This window comes from Paenibacillus sp. NPDC058071 (assembly GCF_042885235.1).
Lineage (GTDB): Bacteria > Bacillota > Bacilli > Paenibacillales > Paenibacillaceae > Pristimantibacillus.
In genome coordinates this window covers 94,131-114,226 of record NZ_JBHVSK010000010.1, presented here as the reverse complement: position 1 = coordinate 114,226, position 20,096 = coordinate 94,131, and the positions used below count along the sequence as shown (strand labels likewise).

The following is a 20,096-nucleotide window of genomic DNA, read 5'->3' as shown; positions in this document are numbered from 1 at the left end:
CCCTAAGGCCGTTGAGGTTATTGCTAATTACTCTAACCGACGTGTTTCTTGGACTCCGATTCGTTCGTCTCCGTCTCGTACCATTCATCCAACACTTTCGAGGACATCACACGTTTCGCGATGTATTCCGCCTGACGTTCAGTAAACGCGCTGCGCCACTCGAGCTCGATTTCCTCGCTCAGCTTCACGATCGTCAACAGCTCAGACCACGCGACATAACGCTTATACCAGAAAAATTGCGGATGCTCAATCATATAAGGATAAAGATCATCGAATTCGGTATGCTTGCAATCGAGCGCCCGTTCAAAATGAACTTTCGCATCAAGAAGCTTCTCGCTCATGAAATCTGCAGACAAGTTCCCCATAGCTTATGCCTCCTCTCGGTCACTTACGTCATATTATATGCTATAATTCCGAACGAGAAAAGAGCATATGTCTGGAACATGTTACTCAAACGTAATTTCTCCGCCTGCCAGCGAGGAAATTTTAACAAGCGGCTCCACCCGAACGCCCTGCTCACGCAGCGTTCTTCCGCCTGCTTGGAACGATTTCTCGACCAATATGCCGAGGCCGACCAAATGCGCGCCGGATCTTTCAATAATTTTGACAAGCCCACGCGCTGCATCGCCGTTTGCAATAATGTCGTCGATGAACAGCACTTTGTCGTCGCTCGTTAAATATTGCTTGGATACCAGGATGTCAGTAACCATCCCTTTCGTGAAAGAAGGCACTCGTTCGCAATAAGCGTCCGGATCGGCGATAAGCGTCTTTTTGCGGCGGGCGAATACTAGCGGAACGCCGAGCACATACGCGGCGGCAAATGCAGCCGGAATGCCCGAGGATTCGATTGTCAGCACCTTGGTAATCTGTTCACCTGCGAACCGTTTCGCAAATTCATGGCCGATCTCCATCATCAGCGCCGGATCGACCTGGTGATTGATGACGGAATCAAGTCGCAACACGTCATTCGACAGCACCATTGCCTGTTGTAAAATTCGTTCTTTTAAAATATCCATCCCATCTTCATTCCTTCCGCCAAAAATCCCTTTTCGTTAAGTTACCATAGGAACGGCAGCAAGCGCAACCGTTCGAGAGCATCGTTCAGCGAGCAAATGCAAAAAAAACAATGGCAATTTCCAAATAGGAAGAAACTTTTTCCATTTTCGTCCGTCTACTATTATATACAATACTCGCAGCGCCAGGTCGGCCTGCGCAAGGAGAGCTGAGACCGATATGACAAAATTCAAATCGAAACCTTATAGGGGAGCGAAATGGGCGGCGGCTCTTACGCTCGCCTTGCTGGCAGCCGGCTGCCAAAGCGGCGTTGAAAAAGAACTGCCGGCGCTTACCGGCAACATGCCGGAAGGGCAAACCAACTCATACTTGCACGGCGACACGCCTCAGAAATCATATATGCAGGCAGGATCAGCATCTGCCGAGCCGGATACGTCGGGCGTTAAGCCCGGCCGCGACGCTACCAGCGCCGAATCGAATGTGAAAGCGCCGGCCTCCGGATCGGCGAAAAGCGCGGCAAGCGGCAGCGAACCGCAATGGGATGCCGCCAAGCCTGCCATTCTCGGACTGTCGATCGGCGACGGCAAAGCGAAAGCCGTTAAGCTGTTCGGCGAGCCTGATGATACATACACCCTCGAGGACGAAGAAGAAAAGATTGAGGTCTATGAGTATAAAGGCTTTGCGGTCGGACTCAATACGAAGAGCAAAGTGCAGTACGTCGAAATCTACGATCGGGACGTATCGGCCCAGCTTAGCGGCGTACGCGTCGGCGACAAAACCGAATCCGTCGTCAAGACGCTGGGCAAGCCCGATACGCAAACCGATTTCATGCTGACCTACGAAGGAAAAGGCAGCCTGCTGAAGCTTGACCTCGACCCGGACAAAAGCAAAATCGTATCGATCAAGCTAATCGCCTACTCGCAAGCGTAATCCGCCGCAGTATGCGTCAATATCGAACCGAATAAAGAGCGCAAAAAGACGCGCGCCGTTGCAGAAACGGTGCGCGTCTTTTTGCGCTTACTGCCCTTTCTCTCCGATTCAGAGCGTTTCGGCTTTGTCATGAAGGAGGAGCGGCCAATTTATCTATTTTTTGCGCTGCGAGATCGAACTTGTCATGCTCGTCCGCCGCTGGACATACCTTCATAATATAGAAGCATCTCTCGAACTCGAACGGAGGAAGGCCTATATGCTGAAGCGTACCGGCAAGGTGCTGCAAATCGCCTCGACCTATATGGGAACGATCGTCGGGGCCGGCTTTGCGACCGGTCAAGAAATCTTGCAATTTTTCACCCGATTCGGCTACTGGGGAGCGCTGACCATCGTCATCGCTACGGCGCTGTTCATTTGGCTCGGCAGCAAAATGATGCTCATTGCGAGCGACATTAAAGCGAAGTCGTACGAAGACTTGAACAAAACGCTTTTCGGCGACAAATACGGCAGCTGGATCAGCCACTTCATGCTGTTCGTGCTGCTCGGCGTTACCGCGGTCATGCTGGCCGGCGCCGGCACCATCTTTTATGAAAACTGGAATATCGCTTACCAGACCGGCCTGCTTATAACGGTTGTCGGCTGCTACTTTTTGCTCCGCAAAGGCATGAAAGCCATTCTTACAGTTAACGCGATTGTCGTTCCGCTCATGCTATTGTTCACGGTATTCGTTATCGTTGATACGTTCCAATCGCCGGGAGCAACCCGTTTCGCTACGCTGCCGACCGACCAGTCCATTCTAGCCGCCTGGGCTTCTCCCTTTCTGTACACGGCCTTCAACCTGTCGATGTCGCAAGCGGTACTCGTTCCGCTCGGCGCGGAAATACAGGACCGTAAGGTCATTGTGCTGGGCTCCTGGATCGGCGGCATCGGCATCGGCTTCATGCTGCTTGCCGGCCATATCGCTCTATCCGCTCATATGCCGAACGTACTGCAGTACGCCATCCCGATGGGCGGCATTGCCAAGCAGCTGGGGCATATGGTGCAGCTGATCTACGTCTTTTTAATATTTGCCGAAATATTTACGACGCTGATCGCCGACATATACGGCCTGACGCTGCAGCTTCAAGAACGGCTTAAATGGCCGCGTTCCGTGCTGACGCTGATCGTGCTCGCCTGCTGCTTCATCGCCAGCCAGATCGGGTTTGGTCCGCTGCTGTCGACGCTCTACCCGTTGTTTGGCTTAATCAGCCTTGGTTGGCTCTATTTGATCATTCGTAAAAGGATGGCGCACAATGGCCTCTGACGGCCCTCGAAGCTCGATCGCCGCCGCTGACGGCAATGCTAGCACAAATCGGTCTCGGATATGCTCATGACAGGTGAACAGTAGCAACTGCCGGCTTTGCGCCAGCCGGCCTAGCAGCCTGACGGCCGCCCGCATCCGCCCGCCGTCGAAGTTAACGAACAGATCGTCAAGCAAGAGCGGCAGCCGGGCCGTCTTCGCAGCCTCCTCGGCAAGCGCCAGCCGCATCGCCAAATAGACGAGCTCCGCCGTTCCTCTGCTGAGCGCCGCACTGTCGATCAACCGCCGGTCGGCCGTCTCCAGCTTCAGTCCGCTCTCTCCCGGCGGAGACAGTACGCGGATATAACGGCCTTCCGTCAACTCGTTCACGTAGCTGCTGGCTAGCCGAAGGACGACCGGCTGTTTTTCCTCCTCATACACTCGTTTCGTTGCCCGAATCAATTGAGCGCTGACAGCAAGTACCGCATATCGCTCCGCATCATGCGCAAGCCGCGCCAACGACATCGATTGGCCAGCGAGCAGACGTTGATGCTCCTCTTCCCCTGCCAGATGATCCAGCCGCTGGCGAATTCGTCCCTTCTCCTCCAACAGCTTCGCTCTTTCATCTTCCGCCGCGCCAGTCCGTTCTCGCGCCTCCGATAGCTTCGCCTTCAGCTCTTCTTCGTCATGGGAGCGGAGCAGCCGCTCCAGCTCCTCCAATCGCGTATCGGGAACGCCTGCGGCCAGCTCGATCGCGAGCTTGCTTAACTCCGCCTCGATTCCGAGCAGCTCCGGCCGATGCGCCAGCGCCGCCGCAAACTGAGTCCGGTTAGCCAAGCCCGCCGCTTGCGCGATCCTTTCCTGCGCCTCCAACAGCCGCATCAAGCGGCTTTCCGCCGCGCCGATACGAAGACTCAGCGATTGCCGCCGCTCGTCTAAGCGGGTCGCCTCCCGCTTCGCTTCCGTCTGACGGCGAAGCTCCGCTTGCAGCAGCCGGAGCGCCAGCCCCGGATCGGCCGGCACCTGCGCCGCAGCTTCGGGCACGGCGGCGCAAAGCTCCGCCGCCTTCGCCTCGAAAGCAGCGAGCTGCCGGGTTGCCGCGGCGCGCTTGGCTGCGCGGCGGTCGCGCTCATACAGGCGGCCGACCGCCTGCTCGGTGAGCTCGAACGCGGCAAGCGCCGCATCCGGCGACATGGACGCCGGCAGCCCCCGCTCGCGCAGCCAGCCGCTCCAGCCGTCCGCAGCCGTTTCCCGGCGCTGCGCTTCTTCCTGCGCCTCGTCGCGTCGCGCCGCCAACGACGCGCGCAGCCGCTCCAGCCGGCGGGCCTGCTCCTCTCGCCCGACGGCCAGCCGCTCGCTGCGCCGCAGCCCGTCAAGGCGCGCCAGCACAGCCGGGCGCAGCCGCTCGCGCATAGCGACCGCTTCGCTGGCAAGTTCGCCTGCCGCATGCACGCTACGCTGCGTGCGGGCGGCAGACAACGCCGCGGCCGCTTGCGCCGGCGCCTCCAGCAGCGCCGCCAACGCCGCATCCGCACGCGCTGCTGCCGCGCTGCCAGCAGTCCCGCGCGCATAAGGCTTAGCCTCGCCGTTGCCGTCGCTCACGCTCGCGAGCGTCCCGGCGCCGGCGCGCCGCAAAGCGCCTCCCGCGCGTTTCGCTTTCGCGCGTGCGCGTCCCCGTCCGCGCACGATGGCCGCCGTCGCGAACGCGAATGCGGCCGCCCCGGCTCCGGCGGCTCCCGCTGCGAGCGGAGCGGCGGATGTATCCGCTCCGCCGCCAACCGCGAACGCCCCAAGCGTTACAGCAATCGCCGAAGTCGCAGCCGCTCCGGCCCAGAGCGCGGCCCCTGCGAGCTCACCGCCTCGGCCTGGCCCGCTGTCCCGCTCCGCTCCTCGGCTAGCGGAATATTGCTGTTGTTGCTCCTGCTCCCAGTCGCGCAGTGCCATTTCGCAGCTATCCCAAGCCGCCTGCAGCGCTTCGCTCGTCTGGGGCCGAAATCCAACTCCGCTTTCCGCACTCTTCGCCGCCTGCTCCCGCATAACGGTCTCCAACTCGCCGTCGATGTCGGCCAGCGACAGAACCGCCTCTCGCTCCTGCTCGGCCGTTAGCCGCAGCTCGCCAGACAGCCTTTCCTCCGCACGATCCGCTTCGGAAGACGCCTCTCGAAAGCCGCGCGCCTGTTCCCGGTCGGCAACGGTGGCGGACAGGCCGAGCAGCTGCTCCTCTGTCCATTCCGGCGAAATACGACCGATCAACCGACCGATTGTCTCCTCATCGGCGCGCAGCTCGAAGCCGAGCTCGGCTTGCTCCCGTTTCAGCATGCCCATCCGCTCGCTTGCGAGCAGCAGCGCCTCCGCTTCCTCTATACGACCGAGCAACTGCTCGTCGAACGACAACGTCTCCCGCCGCTTCTCTTCCACGAGCAGCTCCAGCTCCGCCTGCTCAAGCTCTTCGCGGCAAGCCGTTTGCTCGCGCTGCAGCTCATTCCAGCGATGCTCCGCTTCCTCTGTTATTGCCGAAGCCGAAGACAGCTTCTCTTGCTGGGCGCCGAGTTCCATGCGCCGCAGCCATTGCGGCCGAATCGCGACCGCCTTGTCCAACAGCTGCGCTTCGGACGACTGGCCGGGCAGCGCCGCATCCAAACGAGCCAGTTCCGCTTCGGTCCGGGCCAGTTCACGGCTCAAGCCGTTATACGCCGCAATAGCGTCGGTTCGTTTGCGAAGCTCAGCCTCGATCTGCTCGAGCTTCTTCAGCTCCCGGTTCATCTGCTGGCTGCCTCTCGGCTTGAACAGCGAATCCATCTCCTGCCGCAGCTTCTTCTCAGCCGCCGCAATCGCGCGGCCGCCGTCCCAGCCGGCATGATACAAGTGCCGGCTGAGCTCTTCACCCGATAACGTCCCAATCTCTTGCAGCTCGCTCAGCGTGATCGCATACCATTGCCGGAATAGGCGCTCGCTCGTGCCGCCGAGAAAACGGCGCTCCCACTCCTCCTGGGAAGGCCAGCTCTCATCCGGTGATTGTGCCTCGGCTGCAGCATCGTCTATGCTGCGCAGCTTCAGCTTGCCGCCGTTCACACCCGCGTAACGTTCTGCTATGTACGATCGGCCTGCCTCATCCTCGAACAGCAGCGAGCCGCCGTGCGAGCCTCCTCGGACCGGTTCCATCCGCTCCGCCGTTCCCCGGCGGGCAAAGCCGTACAGCATCGTTCGAATAAATTGAAACAACGTGCTTTTCCCAGCTTCGTTCAGTCCATACAGGACAACGGAAGGAGCATTCAGCGGACAGACGAGTCCGCTCAGCTGTCCGAATCCGTCAATTCTCGCCTCCAGCAGCTTCACGGTCGTTCCTCCCCTCTCGCTTGTCCTCCGCCAGCAGCCCCAGCGCAAGCTCCTTCGCCTGAGCCAGCCAGCTTTCCGGCAGGCCGCTCCACTCGGACGAGAGCAGCCTGCCCAGCTTGGCATGTCCGCTTAGCGGCGCCACCGCCTGCGACGCTTCCTTGCGCCAGGCGTCCGGGTCGGCGGCTAGCCGCTCCGCCAGCCGAAGCAGTTCGCCGGCAAAGCTGTCCGAGCCCGCCAGCTCATCCTCATTCCACTCGGCAGCGGTATGCGCCTCCAAATCGTAAACCCACGTCCACTGACCGCCGGACGGCATGCTGCCGAGCTCCTGCAGCTCGCCAAGCAGCGTGGCGAGCGCGTTCGTTCCCGTCAGCTCCGCGTGCAGCGACCCCCGCCCGGTCAATCGCAGCCGAATCATGGACGACCGTCCTTCCGCATCGGCGGCAAGCCGTTCTACCGCATCGGCCAGCTCCGCCAATAGCTGCTGCATCGTCCCAATTCCGCCGATCGGCAGCTCCGTTTCCAGCCAGCGCACCTCGTCGAGCGGCTCGAAACGAAGACTCACTTCCCGGGCGGCCGATACGTCGACGACATAACAGCCCTTCGCTCCCGTTTCCTTCGGATTGCGGCCTTGCGCGTTGCCCGGGTAGACGATATGCGGATAGTGATGCAGGACTTGGCGCTTATGGATATGGCCAAGCGCCCAATAATCGAAGTCCCGCTTGCCTGTCAACTCAGCGAGCGAGCAAGGCGAATAGGGATCATGGCTGGCGTCTCCTCCGACGTTGCCGTGCAGCATGGCGATATGAAACGGCCCTTCCGGGTCCGCTTCGTAAGACTCGGCCATATTTTCGACGACATGCCGCCGGCCGAAGGATCGGCCGTAAACGAAAGCGGCCAGCTCGCCGCTTGTGCGGTAAGCCGGCCGGTATTCCATCCGATCGGAGCCGAAGACGGTCACGTTGTCCGGCAGCTTCAGATCCACTCTGGATCCGTTAAGCGGATCGTGGTTGCCGTGTACGACAAACACCGCGATCCCTCTCTCGCGCAGCTTCTCCCACTCTTTAACCAGCTGAAGCTGCGCCTTGAGCGAGCGATTCTCATCATCGTACAGATCGCCGGCCAGCACAATAAAATCGGCCCGCTCGTTAATCGCCGTCTCTGTCAGCGCCCGAAGCGCGGAAAAAGTAGACGCCGCCAGCATGGCCGCAAGCGGCTCCGGCACTTGACTTAAACCGCGGAACGGACTGTCCAGATGCAAATCGGCGGCATGTATGAAGCGAAACGGAACCGACATGGATTATCCCTCCTGCTTGATCGAAACGTACACTTTTTTGAGCTGCGATATAACCCTTTGCAGCGAGTATTCCTTCTTCGCCTTATCCCAGCCGGAACGGGCGATGTTGTACCGGAAGCTTGGATCGGTAACCAGCTTCTCCAGCGCGTCCGACAGCGCCGCAGGATCCTCCGGCGGCACAAGCAGGCCATTCACCCCGTCGTCAATCTGCTCGGCGATGCCGCCGACGTTCGTGCCGACAAGCGCCAGCCAGCACAGAGCCGCTTCCGCGAAGACGGAACCGAATGCTTCCGCCCGCGACGGCAGGACGAAGATGTCGAAGAACGGCATAAACTCTTCCGGATGCAGCATATAACCGTAAAAAATAATGTCCTCGTACAAGCCGAGGCTTTCAGCCAGCTGCTCCAGCTCTTTGCGGATCGGGCCGTCCCCGATAATATGCAGCACGAACGGATGGCCGCGCCGCTTGAGCTCCGCGCAGGCGTGAAGCAAAACGTCGAGTCCTTTCGCGGGTACGAGACGGCAGACGGTAATGAGCTGCGTAACGGCGTTCTCGTGCGCAATCGGTTTAAATCTTTTCTCGTCGAAACCGTTCGGAATGACTTTAATGGCGCTTGCGTCTTTTATATAAGGAGAAATGTAGGAACGGAACGATTCAGATACGGTCAACAGCTTATCGACCTTCGCTTCGAGCTCTCCATATAAAGATGTAAGGAAACGGTGCTCAGGGCCGTTCTCCGCAATTTTGCCGTTCAAAATGAGTTCGCGCTCGTAGCTCGAGTGAATCGTCATCATCACGGGCGTGTCCGGGAACAGCTGTTTCATGACGAGCGCGGCGATCGGATGATGCGCGTGAATAATATCGTAGGACCGGTTAATGCGCAGCTTGGTCCACCAAATGTAATCTCGGATCGTTTGCAAATATTTATCAACGATGACGTTGCCTTCAAATTGTTTGACGTCGAATGTGTCAAAGATGAGATCTTCCTGTCCTTTGGCTCTTACCCGCTTCGGCAAGGAGAAAAGCTCCATTTGCCAGCCTATTTTCAGAAAACGCTCTTGAATGTAAGGAACCATGGAGGACACGCCCCCCGGCTGCTCCGGAGGGAAAAATAATGCCTGCAAAATGTTCAAATGCTCTGCCTCCCAGTAACCAATTTGCCGTGGCAATCTTTTCGCTTGCCGTAAATCATGATATATTAGAACATATGTTTCTGTAAAGCTATTCCAACTACTCTAATGAATCGGTGTGAGGAACCTACATGACAATGTTTCAATGGCTCGCCGGTCCGAATGGACAGCTTATTTCTTCCGCTTGCGTCATCGTCATTTTGACGCTCATGATCTTCATGTCGATGAGGCTGTACGCCAGCTACCGGAACAAACGAATCTATCGGCTGCTGACGATAACGCTGCCGATGTTTATCGTGCAGCATTTGCTGCTCGCCGTGCTTGCCTATCCCGGACAGGACAAGCTTCCTTGGCTCCAGCTGGCAGCAACGATCATTCAAATCGTCTCTTTTATTATTATAAACTTTGTTTTCATGAAATTGTATACTCATCGGAGCGCGAAGCTAAAAAGTCTGCCTTTCTACATTATGGTCGGCTTGACGTTCGCGATCGCAGGCGCGCAAGCCTTCTTGTTCCCCGACTTTGCGGACGCCGCGGCAACCGGCGGGCAGTATCGGCTGCTGAGCCTTGACTTTTATTCGCTGATCGTGACGTTCCTCATTTTGCTCGATACGAAGGGCATCGAGATGAACACGCGCTATTCAGCCAGTCTGATTACCTATTTCATCACCGAGCTGGCGCGAATCGCCGATGGTTATGTGTTTCACGGTTCGGTTTCGTGGCTGCTTCTGCTGAGCCATTTGCTGCCGATCGTCTACTTCACGCAGTTGTTTCTTTTGCTGTTCGAATGGGTGATCGAGAGGCTGATGTCTACGTATCAGTCTTCAATAACGGATGGTTTAACAGGGCTTTACAACCGGAGGCATTTTCAATTGAAGGCGGAGCAACTGCTTAAGCGGCAGCGCGGCACGGCGGTCATCTTTTGCGATATCGACAACTTCAAGAAGCTGAACGATACGCACGGCCATCACAAAGCGGACGGTGTGCTCAAGCAGGTAGCGGAGATTATGAAAGAAGAATCGGCCGGCATTGGAGCTGCCGGCCGATATGGCGGAGAAGAGCTGCTTGCCTGCATCGGCACCGATCGCGTCAAGCCCGACCGGGTCGCGGAGTCCATCCGCAAACGGGTTGAGCAAGAGACGATGGTTACCGTGAGCGTCGGCGTCAGCACGTCGAAGGACGGGTCGGCCGTGCAAGAGCTGATTAAACTCGCAGACGAAGCTATGTATCATTCCAAGACGACCGGCAAGAACAAGGTGACGATGTTCCAAGCGCTGCCGGCCGCCAAGAAGAAGTCGCTGGTGTAGCCTTAAGCTGCGCCAGCGGCTTCTTTACCTTTGCCGGAACCGCTCAAGCGCATTTTCCTGAATTTCGATGGCACGCTCTACGCCAATGGCTTTCATTTGCTCTACATAGCCCTCAAATGCATCCAGCGGCTCGATACCCAGTATAATTTTCAGCGACATCTCGTCGACCATCGTTTGAACATCCTGCATGATAGCCGACAGCTCGGCGCTTTCCTGCTCTGTTTTCTGCGTCTGCGGGTACTGATGCTCTGCTGCGTCCGTATTAGACCAGATCGCCACTGCTTCCTGCTGCTCAGGCAGCGAATAGTACTGCTCTAAATAGCGCTTGTCTTGCACGAACGGACCGAAATAGCTCGCTCTCGTGTACATGGCGAGCGCTTGGGAGGGCGCCAGCCTATCAGGGTTGTTCAGAATGAGATCGGTATAGCGGGGTTGGCCGCCATCCATCTCGTAGCTGACGCCTTCAATGCCGAAATTGAACAAGAGATGGCCCTCCGCGCCATAGCCGTAATCGAGCATCCGCACGGCTTCTTCTACATGTTTGCTCTTAGCCGATATCGCTACGCCCGCGCTGTTAAAGGGATGTACCCGCTGGCCGAATTTCGGCTTCTCGCCCTTCTTCATTACCGGATAAGGAGCCGGCGCCAGCTTCGCGTTAGGGTCCAGTCCCTGCAAAATCGGCTGCCAAGTTCCAATCCCGGCCCCCGCATTCCAGATGCTTGCGCCCGATCTTCCGGACACCATGCTCGCATCCAGCGTCTTCGTGTCGACCGTCGCAATATTCGGGTCGATCAATCCCTCTGCATACCATTGTCGAAATAGAGCAAGAAATTGCTTGTACGCCGGCTCGATCGCGCCGAATTTCACTCGCCCTTCTTCCAAGTAATAGCCTCTTTTGATACCGAACGCGCCGATAAAACCGCCGTTCTCGATGCCGAACAGCGCGTTCGGCACGCCAAGAAACGTCAGCGGAGCAACGACGCCCTTCCGCTCCTTGAACGCGAGCAGCACCTCATGCCATTCCTCGATCGTCTCGGGTACAGCTAAACCCAGCTCATCGAGCCAGTCCTTGCGAACAATCGGGCCTTGGTACGTACGCAGCCTGTCATCCTCTTGGATAAACGGGAACATATAATAGCTGCCGTCATCGGTTTTAATCTGCTTATCGATGTCCGGGTTCGCTTCTAGAAAAGCTTTCAGGTTCGGAGCGTATTTGTCGATGGACTCATTCAAGCGAAGCAAATAGCCGTCGGACAGAGCCTTGGCCGGTCCCCCGGGAAAATTGCTCCACTCGTACTCCATAATGTCCGGCAGCTCGCCGGATGCGAGCAGCACGTTGATCGCCTCCTGCGCTTGATTGGCTGGGGGCTGAATGAAATCGAGCTGCACCCCCGTCCGCTTTTGCCATTCCTGAAAGAACGGCACCTCTTGAAATGTCGGCCTAACGCTGGAGGCATTGCCGTTCAGCTCCGCCCAATAGGTCAGCCTCTCGCCTGGCTCCGCCGTGCGCCGATCGGGCTGATCCGCCATGCCGCCGAACCCGCAAGAGCCGAGCAGCAAAGCGGCAGCCAGTAGACCAAGCAGCCCGGCAACAGGTCTTTTTCGCGTTGTCGCGCCCATTTATTAACCCCCTCCGGCTTATTAAAGCATTTCTTTGTATTTGCCCGGTGTCACCCCTTCGTACTTTTTGAATACCCGTATAAACGTTGCCGCCTCATTGTACCCGACTTGCTTCGCGATTTCCGCTATCGAGCTTTTCTTCGCCTCGATGTGCCGCTTCGCTTCCCCGATTCGATGACGGTGGATGTAGTCAAGAAGCCCTTCGCCCGTTTGACTTTTGAACAACCGCGACAAGTAGCTGCCCTTCAGTCCGAATTGCTCGCCGATCAAATTGACGTTCAAATTCGGATCGCGGTAATTCTCGCCGATATGGCTGACGACTTGTTGCGCAAGTCCGCGCAGCGACTCCGCGCGCTCCTGCGACATTTGACTCTCATTGCGAACGGCCGCATAGGCGCATACGTCATTTAACAGCGTCCGCAGCTCATTATGCATTTCATGAATCGTGTCGCCGGCAATAATCTTTTCCATCCATTGCGGGTTGTCGCCCAGCAGACTGCTTTCGCTCTCGCCTTCGCCTCCTAGTTCGTTGATCGCCTTCGCCATCGTCCCGACCAGGTTGAAGATAAGCGTCCTTGCGAGCGTGAGCGACATAATCGGCTGACTGAAATTTCGTTCCAGAATGTCGTTCATGTAACTTGACGCTTGCTCGTAATCGCCCGCTTTGATGAAATTGATCATTTGCTGCTCCAACTGCAGCGGGTAATAATAGCCGGATTTTAACTGATCCGCCCCATCCGGACGGATATCGTCGTAATGGATAATCCCCTTTTTGCCGAGCACCCTTTTGTACTCCATCGCGTCGACCGCTTCTTGATACGCCTCCGCAATACCGGGAAGCATCATATGCGTGCCGCTGATCGAAACGGTCAGATCCATATGGAACCGCATGAGAAAGCGCTGCGCTTCGGAAGCGATCGCCTGCAGCTCGTCTTTCAAACACGTGCCCGTATCATCGCCCTCGGCCAAATTAATGATGCAGGCTATCATTTCGTCCACTTCGGTGACGTAACCGCTGCAGCCGTGGCTGCTGGCCAGCTCTTCCACAACGTTCGTAATAATGAAGGTGAGCAGCTTCTGCTTCGAGCCGCCGTCCATGCCGGGCAGCTCCGAGGAGATGCTCTCTCCGTTCTCCACGGCGAATAAAATAACCGCGAACCGATCGCTTTGCAACTCGATGCCAAATGATTCGAACGCCTTCTCGTTCGATACGAGCGCATCGATTCGCCCTTTCAACAGCCGGTTCAGCAAATTGGAGCGCAGCACATGCCGATGAATTTGCAGCTCGGTAGCGATCTTCTCCTTTTCGCTGAGCGTTCGCGAAATAGCCCGCTCGATCAGGTTGAGCTCGTTCCAGTCGCCTCCCTCCTCATGAGGATTGCGGTCTGTAAGCGATTGCACAATTTGCTTGATTGGAGAATAGTTGCGGCGCATGAAGAAAAGCGTCAGGATACCGGCGCCGATTACGCTAATAAATATGCTTATATACGTAAATTTGCGGACATATTCGGCTTTTTGCCAATACATATTGCTTGGGATAAGCAAGACGTATTTCAGATCGGACACGGTCGACGGCATGTAGAACAGCTCCAGCTCCCCTTCCGTCTTGGAGACGTACTCGGCCGTTTCTCCCTCCAGATGACGCCTAGTCATTTCCGACACCTCATCTGTCACCGGCATATTGGACAGCAGTACGTCGCCCGCCGCATTCAGAATGAGCACCTGCCCGCCGCTGAAGCCGGAGATGTTCTCGATCGCCGCCTGAAAGCGGACGGTATCGGCCATGACGATCACCGTGCCCGTTTCTTGTCCGCTTAAATCTTTGGGCAAATGGGTAATGTACGCGATCGACTGCTTTGTTCCCGGCGCGTCCATACGAGGAAGCAGGGCAAACTGGTTGTTGGCCGATTGGCGTATCGCATCGAGCCATTGCTCGTACGAGATCTCCTTCGTGTCGTGAATCGTTTGGAACGCTGTCCGAAAGTCTCTGACGTTGCCGGACCGCAGCACCGAGGCTCCCTGCTCCCAGGCAACGTAAAACTCATCGATCGAGGCATAGGACGTTTTGTACATGCGGAAATCCTTCGCCAGTTGATAAGCGTTGAACTTCGAATCCTTCGTTTCGCTCCCTCCCGCGATCAGCGCTTGGAGCTTGGCGTTCCAGGTCAGCTCCATATTCAGCCGCTTCATTAGATCGACCTGATTGTCGATCGTATAACGAACCTGCTTCAGCAGTGAATCGTTGGCGCGGTGAATTTCCCCTTTCAGCGCAGCGCTGGATTGCGAATAGATAATTAAGCTGATCAGAATGGGAACGATCAACACCGCCGAATAGGAAACGAGCCAGGTAAACACGATGCTTTTTCTTTTTTTCCATAAGGATGTCAGTTTCAAACGATCTCCCCGCCTATTCAGAATCGGCTTGCCAGAACCCTATTATAGCGCTTACTTTTCAGATAAAGGAATGCCTAATTCGGTAAATCCAATTGACAAAAATGATAATCGCTCGCCGGGAGGCCGCATGAAGCCTAGAAACAGCCCGAATAGCCCGAGCGAAAAATTTCGCTCGGGCTGTCGCCTTGCCAATGCGTCTTAAACGGTTAGAAGATGCGATGCTTCCAGCCGTTCAGCTTGGCAATCGCTTCGATAAAGAAATAATCTCCGTAAATGAGCGACACGTCGACGTTCTGTCCAGCAGGCTTGTGACCCGTTCCGTGAAGCAGAAGCGCCTCGCTGCCGTCGTCGTCCCAAGTGGCGTAATTGTCATGCAGTGACTGCAAAATTCGCTCCGCCGCCCTCCGGTAGACGGCGCCCTCCTTGGCCGGCAGCAATTCGGCCAGCTCCAGCAAGCCCGAAGCGGCAATCGCTCCGGCCGAGCTGTCTCGCGGTTCGCCTTCCAACTGCTCGGCGGAGCGGAAATCCCAATGCGGAACGCTGTCCTCCGGCAGGCTGGCGAGAAAATAGTGGGCGACGCGTTGGGCGGCTCGGAGGTAGGCGCGATCCGCTGTATAACGAAACGTATTCGCCATGCCATATAGCGCCCATGCCGTTCCCCGGCTCCAGCCGGAATCCGGCGCGTATCCTTGCCCGCCAAGCGCCTCGTCGAACAGTCCGGTATTCGGATCGAAGCAGACAATATGGCGCACCGAGCCGTCCTCCCGGATGAAATGGCGCAGCACCGTATCGGCGTGGGCGGTGGCGATTTGGCCAAAGCGCGGATCGCCGCTCCGCTGCGACGCCCAGTACAGCAGCGACAAATTCATCGCCGTGTCAATGATTGACCAGCCGTGCATATCGCTGTTCCAAGCCCGAATGAACTTGCCGTTCAAATTGAAGCGTCCGGCAAGGAAATTGGCCGCAAACAATCCCCGCCGCTCCCCATCCTCGTCACCAGTCAGACGATGCTTGATGACCGCTGTCGGCAAAAATTGAAAGCCGACGTCATGGTCGAACGAGTTGGGCCGGAGCATATGCTGCTCCATCCTCTCGTCCCAGCTCCATGCTGCATCCTTATATCGCTCCTCGCCCGTCATATCGTAGGCGATCCACAGGATGCCGGGCCAGAAGCCGCTCGTCCACCAGTCAATGCGCAAATCGTCATATTTGCCGTCCTCGCGGGCGACATGCGGCGATTTGCCGCCGATAGCCGCATTCATAAGGCTTACTTTTTTCAACGTACGTTCCCAAATCGCCGCTGCGTCCCAACCTTTTCCTACTGTCTGCATGCTGATTCTCCCTCCGAATGACTTGCCTGTTTGTTTGCTTGTTGAATTGGCATTAGTGAATTGCTTTCGCATTAGTGAGTGGCGTTGCTGCATAGCCTTACCGTTGCCGACTAAGCGCCGGTCAGCCTTTCAGCGACCCGACCATGACGCCTTTGACGAAAAAGCGCTGTACAAACGGATAGACACAAAGGATTGGCACTGTCGCGACCATAATTGTCGCATATTTGATCGTTTCACCGATTTGATGGCGATCTCCGGCACTGGCCCCCGCCGACATGCTGTCGGTCGCGTTCGCAATCAATATTTCACGCAGAACAAGCTGGAGCGGAAACAGCTCCCGGCTCTTGATGAACACCGATGCGTAGAACCAGCCGTTCCACTTGTCGACAGCGTAATAAAGAATCATGACGGCGATAACCGGCATAGACAGCGGAATGATGATTTTGAACAAAATGGTGAAATGATTCGCTCCGTCGATTTTGGCGGATTCCTCCAAGCTGTCCGGAATGCCCATAAACGACGTGCGCATAATGATCAGATTGAATGTGCTGATCGCGAACGGCAGCACCGTCGACCAAAGGGAATCAAGCAGTCCGACGCCCTTGACGACGAGATAGAGCGGAATGAGGCCGCCGCTGAAAAACATTGTAAATACAATAATCATCATAAACGCATTGTTCCAGAGCACATTTTTGCGGGACAGCACATAAGCGCCAAGCGCTGTCATAAACAGATTGACAATGACGCCGAAAAAGAGGATGAACAGCGTATTGCGGTAGCCGATCCCGATGCCGGGATTGTTTATTACGCTTTTATACGCTTCGAGACTAAAGCCAAGCGGCTTCCATAGAATGCCCTTGTGACCGATCAGCTGCCCGGAGTCGCTAAAGGAAGCGAACAGCACGTAAAGCAGCGGATACAGCGTCACGATTACTAGAAAGAGGAGTATGCCGTAGACGAACAGATCGAACAGCCGGTCCCCGATTCCGTGTTCCCTTTTCATTCGCTTCACCTCACCATAGACTTGTTTTGTTGACTTTGCGGCTGACATAGTTGGCCGTTATGAGCAGTGCCAAGTTAATGACCGAGTTGAACAAGCCAACTGCGGCGCTGTAGCTCCAACCGAATTCGAGCAGCCCTTTGCGATATACGAACGACGATATGACGTCGGCGGTTTCGTAGGTAACGGGATTGTACAGCAGTATGATTTTTTCAAATCCGACGTTGAGCAGATTGCCCATGCGAAGGATGAGCATAATCGCAATCGTCGGCAGAATGCCCGGCAGCGTAATGTAAATGATTTGCTTGAACCGGCTTGCGCCGTCCATTCGGGCCGCCTCGTACTGCTCCTGGTCGATGCTCATTAGCGCGGCGATATAAATAATCGACTCCCAGCCGATGCGCTGCCATATTTCCGATAAAATATAGATCGGCCGGAACAGCTCCGGCTTCTGCAGCATCGCCTGTCCGTCGTAACCGAACAGCATGAACAGCCGGTTGATTATGCCGTCCGCGTTGGTGAAATCCGTAATGATGCCGCAGATGACGACAAGCGATATAAAATACGGCATGTACGTGATCGTCTGCGCCACCCGCTTGAACATTCTGCTGCGCACCTCGTTAATAAGCAAAGCGAGAATAATAGGCGCAGGAAATTCAAACAACAGCGAATAAAGGCTGATGGTGATCGTATTTTTAAGAATGCGTTCAAAGTAATAGCTGTTGAAAAAATCATTGAAATGCTTGAGTCCTACCCAATCGCTCTCGAGTATTCCCTTCATCGGCGTATAGTCCTTGAAGGCGATCATCGCGCCGTACATTGGCGCGTAGTGAAAGATGACGTAATACGCTATGACCGGGATCATCATCAGATACAAATATTTGTTCATCAGAAAATCGCGGACGAAGCGGTTTCTGCCGGTACTGCCCCCGGCCGGTTTCCCTTCCTTCAGCGCCTGCGCGTTTGCCATGCAGCCGTACACCTCCGTCCAAATTGAGGGTGAGGGCGGCTGGCGCCCCCACCCGTCATGCCCTATTATCTATTGTTGTAGCGTTCCAGCGCTGCCGTCTGAATCTCAATCGCGCGGTCAAGCTTCAGCTGCTTCATCTTGGCGATGTAGCTGTCGAACGCGTCTACCGGCTCGGATCCCAAAACAATTTTGAGCGACATTTCATCCACGAGCGTGTTGATATCGTTCATAATCGTCGCATACTCGGAGCTTTCCTCCGGCGTAGGCGTGATCGGCGGCAGATTGTATTTCGCCGCGTCGGTTTTGCCCCAAGTGACGACGGCGTCGCGCTGCGTTTGCAGGGCGAAGAACTGCTCGGCATAACGTTTGTCTTGAATGAACGGACCGTTATAGCTGCCGCGCGCATAGAGCGAGATCGCTTGCGCTGGAGCAAGTTTGTCCGGATTTTTCATCAGCAGGTCCGTATACTTCGGATAGCCGTCTTCCAAATTGTAGCTGACGCCTTCGGTACCGAAGTTGAAGAACATGCGGCCTTCCTCGCTGTAACCGAAATCAAGCATTTTCACGGCCAACACCGGATCAGCCGCTTTCGAGCTAATTGCTACAGTGCCTTCGGATGCATAGGCTTGATGCTTCTGGCCGAATTTCGGCACTTCGCCTTTGTTCAGCACCGGGTATGGGGCGCCTACCAGAACTGCTTTCGGATTGTTTGCTTCAACGAGCGGCTGCCATTTGCCGATACCGCCGCCGGCGTTGCCGACCGATGCGCCTGTCGCTCCGGACGCCATATTGCCGTCAACCGCTTTCGTGTCGGCCGTCGCAATGTTTTTATCAATCAGACCAGCTTTGTACCATTGCTGGAACTGGCTTAAGTACTCTTTGAAGCCCGATTCAGCAGGGCCAAACTTAACAACTCCGTCCTCTTGATAGAAGCCGCGGGTAACGCCGAATGCGCCCATAAACGCGCCGTTGCCCGAATCATTGAAGAAGCGCGGCTTGCTGTTGAACGTAAGCGGAGCGGCAGCGCCTTTTTTCTCTTTAAACGCCGTCAGCATCGCCGTCCAATCGTCAATCGTTTCAGGAACCGGCAAGCCTAGCTCATCAAGCCAGTCTTGACGAATAATCGGTCCTTGGAAGACGCGTAAATACTCGTCGCCGCGAATGAACGGGAACGCATAGTAGCTGCCGTTATCCGTTTTGACCATTTTGTCGATTTCCGGATTGTCCTGCAAAAACTTTTTCAAGTTCGGCGCATGCTTGTCGATCAAGTCGTTCAGCTTCAAAATATAGCCGTCCGCGATCGCTTTCTCCGGACCGCCCGGGAAATCGCCCAGGAAGTTGTATTCAATTAAGTCAGGCAAGTCGCCGGATGCGAGCAATACGTTGAGCGATTCCTTCGCTTGGCCCGTCGGAGGAGCCGTGAAATCGAGCGATACGCCCGTTTTCTTCTGCCACTCCTGAAAGAAAGGAACCTCTTGATGGCTTGCTTTCACACCGATTAGGTTGCCGTTGATTTCGCCCCAATAAGAGATCTTCTTATCGGTTTGAATCGGATAGGTCGTCGGCCCTTCGGCTTGCTCGGTGCCTCCGTTCCCGTTTTTGCCGGTTCCGGTATTTTGTTCTTTTCCGCCGTTCGAGGAACATGCCGCTAGCAGCGACGCCAGCATAATAACCGCCAGCATGGAAGCCAATAGACGTTTTCTCATCGCTTTACCCCTTTGCGTTTTGGTAGGAAGTTGCGCTGTGCAACTCACACCCTAATCGTAAGCAACGGACCGCCTTCCCGATATGAGCAAAACGCGAAAAACGATTCCGATTTTGCGCGGAGACGAGTGACGATTTCGTCAATCGCATCGACGAAAACGACAAAAAAGCCCCGTTTTACAGGGGCTTTTTAATGATTATTGGGCTCGAAACCGCAACAGTGCTTGACTATAAGTGAGGGGAAGCACTGATTTTGATGTAGAGCCGATTGTTGCGGTAAATAGCCGGCTTAATCAATTCCCTGTGGAAGTGGAAGCTGAGAGTTGGAGGGTATAGGTGCTGGAATGTCTGGAGTGTCAGAGTGTGGGAGAGAACATGGAGTATGCGATTGAATGATAGAATTCTTTTGCGCCTCTTGTTGGGCTGTACTTAACTTATAATTTGGAGGCAATTGTATTTCCGTCATTGTTCATTCGATGAGAGTTTCTTTAAACAAATCTGAAGATGGCATGTGTGATCGGGAATTCGGGGCTGCGCTTAAACGCTTGGGGGACGAACTACGGCAAGGGGTGCGCTCATCCGGTAGAGTCAAGATTGAACTGTGCAACTGTTTACGCGGCTAGTTTCCTTTGCGGACATAAATGTTGGAGACACAATAACTGTTGTTAGTCGGGGGGCGCTCATTTGCCGAGGAGGACGCGCTAATGGCGGGGTTTGCGGTAATCAGCGGGTTGAAAAATGAAATAACTGCCAAAACGCAGTTATTCTTCCCCCTGTCCATCACAA

Annotated in this window: 14 protein-coding genes; 3 read left to right on the top strand and 11 right to left on the bottom strand. The window is 55.7% G+C overall.

The window, feature by feature from the left end; all coding sequences use genetic code 11:
* Positions 1–32 precede the first annotated feature (32 nt).
* On the bottom strand, positions 33–365 hold the full coding sequence (locus tag ACFVTB_RS17525) for a hypothetical protein (protein WP_387751709.1): 333 nt from the start codon (positions 363–365) through the stop codon (positions 33–35).
* An 81-nt stretch (positions 366–446) separates the two neighbouring features.
* Positions 447–1,016, bottom strand: a complete 570-nt coding sequence (locus ACFVTB_RS17520; RefSeq protein WP_387751706.1) for a xanthine phosphoribosyltransferase — start codon at positions 1,014–1,016, stop codon at positions 447–449.
* A 217-nt stretch (positions 1,017–1,233) separates the two neighbouring features.
* Here ACFVTB_RS17520 and ACFVTB_RS17515 point away from each other — a divergent pair, with 217 nt between their 5' ends.
* Entirely contained in the window at positions 1,234–1,944 is a 711-nt protein-coding gene (locus ACFVTB_RS17515) for a hypothetical protein (RefSeq protein WP_387751703.1), read from the top strand.
* Positions 1,945–2,200: 256 nt separating this feature from the next.
* Positions 2,201–3,247: a YkvI family membrane protein gene (locus ACFVTB_RS17510; RefSeq protein ID WP_387751700.1), complete on the top strand. Its 1,047-nt coding sequence runs from the start codon at positions 2,201–2,203 to the stop codon at positions 3,245–3,247.
* Here ACFVTB_RS17510 and ACFVTB_RS17505 read toward each other — a convergent pair.
* From ACFVTB_RS17505 to ACFVTB_RS17495, 3 genes are read right to left on the bottom strand one after another with little or no spacing between them, the layout of a single operon-like run.
* A complete protein-coding gene (locus ACFVTB_RS17505; RefSeq protein WP_387751697.1) occupies positions 3,185–6,559 on the bottom strand; it encodes an AAA family ATPase in 3,375 nt (1,124 codons plus the stop codon). The two genes, ACFVTB_RS17510 and ACFVTB_RS17505, sit on opposite strands and share 63 nt — an antisense overlap.
* Positions 6,534–7,853, bottom strand: coding sequence for a metallophosphoesterase family protein (locus ACFVTB_RS17500; protein ID WP_387751694.1), 1,320 nt, complete (start codon positions 7,851–7,853; stop codon positions 6,534–6,536). The genes ACFVTB_RS17505 and ACFVTB_RS17500 overlap by 26 nt, the downstream gene beginning before the upstream one ends.
* A 3-nt stretch (positions 7,854–7,856) precedes the next feature.
* The gene (locus tag ACFVTB_RS17495; protein WP_387751692.1) at positions 7,857–8,987 is read right to left on the bottom strand and encodes a glycosyltransferase family 4 protein; all 1,131 of its coding nucleotides are present in this window, start codon (positions 8,985–8,987) and stop codon (positions 7,857–7,859) included.
* A 128-nt stretch (positions 8,988–9,115) separates the two neighbouring features.
* On the opposite strand from ACFVTB_RS17495, the gene ACFVTB_RS17490 reads away from it, so the two are divergent.
* On the top strand, positions 9,116–10,291 hold the full coding sequence (locus ACFVTB_RS17490) for a GGDEF domain-containing protein (protein ID WP_387751689.1): 1,176 nt from the start codon (positions 9,116–9,118) through the stop codon (positions 10,289–10,291).
* A gap of 24 nt (positions 10,292–10,315) precedes the next feature.
* Here ACFVTB_RS17490 and ACFVTB_RS17485 read toward each other — a convergent pair whose 3' ends face one another.
* The 6 genes from ACFVTB_RS17485 to ACFVTB_RS17460 all read right to left on the bottom strand — a co-directional run bounded on the left by ACFVTB_RS17485 (position 10,316) and on the right by ACFVTB_RS17460 (position 19,312).
* The gene (locus ACFVTB_RS17485) at positions 10,316–11,911 is read right to left on the bottom strand and encodes an extracellular solute-binding protein (RefSeq protein WP_387751686.1); all 1,596 of its coding nucleotides are present in this window, start codon (positions 11,909–11,911) and stop codon (positions 10,316–10,318) included.
* Between the two features lie 21 nt (positions 11,912–11,932).
* Positions 11,933–14,305: a helix-turn-helix domain-containing protein gene (locus ACFVTB_RS17480; protein ID WP_387751683.1), complete on the bottom strand. Its 2,373-nt coding sequence runs from the start codon at positions 14,303–14,305 to the stop codon at positions 11,933–11,935.
* A gap of 206 nt (positions 14,306–14,511) precedes the next feature.
* A complete protein-coding gene (locus ACFVTB_RS17475; protein ID WP_387751681.1) occupies positions 14,512–15,636 on the bottom strand; it encodes a glycoside hydrolase family 88 protein in 1,125 nt (374 codons plus the stop codon).
* A 121-nt stretch (positions 15,637–15,757) separates the two neighbouring features.
* Positions 15,758–16,639: a carbohydrate ABC transporter permease gene (locus tag ACFVTB_RS17470; protein WP_387751678.1), complete on the bottom strand. Its 882-nt coding sequence runs from the start codon at positions 16,637–16,639 to the stop codon at positions 15,758–15,760.
* A 10-nt stretch (positions 16,640–16,649) separates the two neighbouring features.
* On the bottom strand, positions 16,650–17,606 hold the full coding sequence (locus ACFVTB_RS17465) for an ABC transporter permease (protein ID WP_387751675.1): 957 nt from the start codon (positions 17,604–17,606) through the stop codon (positions 16,650–16,652).
* Positions 17,607–17,671: 65 nt separating this feature from the next.
* On the bottom strand, positions 17,672–19,312 hold the full coding sequence (locus tag ACFVTB_RS17460; RefSeq protein ID WP_387751673.1) for a type 2 periplasmic-binding domain-containing protein: 1,641 nt from the start codon (positions 19,310–19,312) through the stop codon (positions 17,672–17,674).
* Positions 19,313–20,096 lie beyond the last annotated feature (784 nt).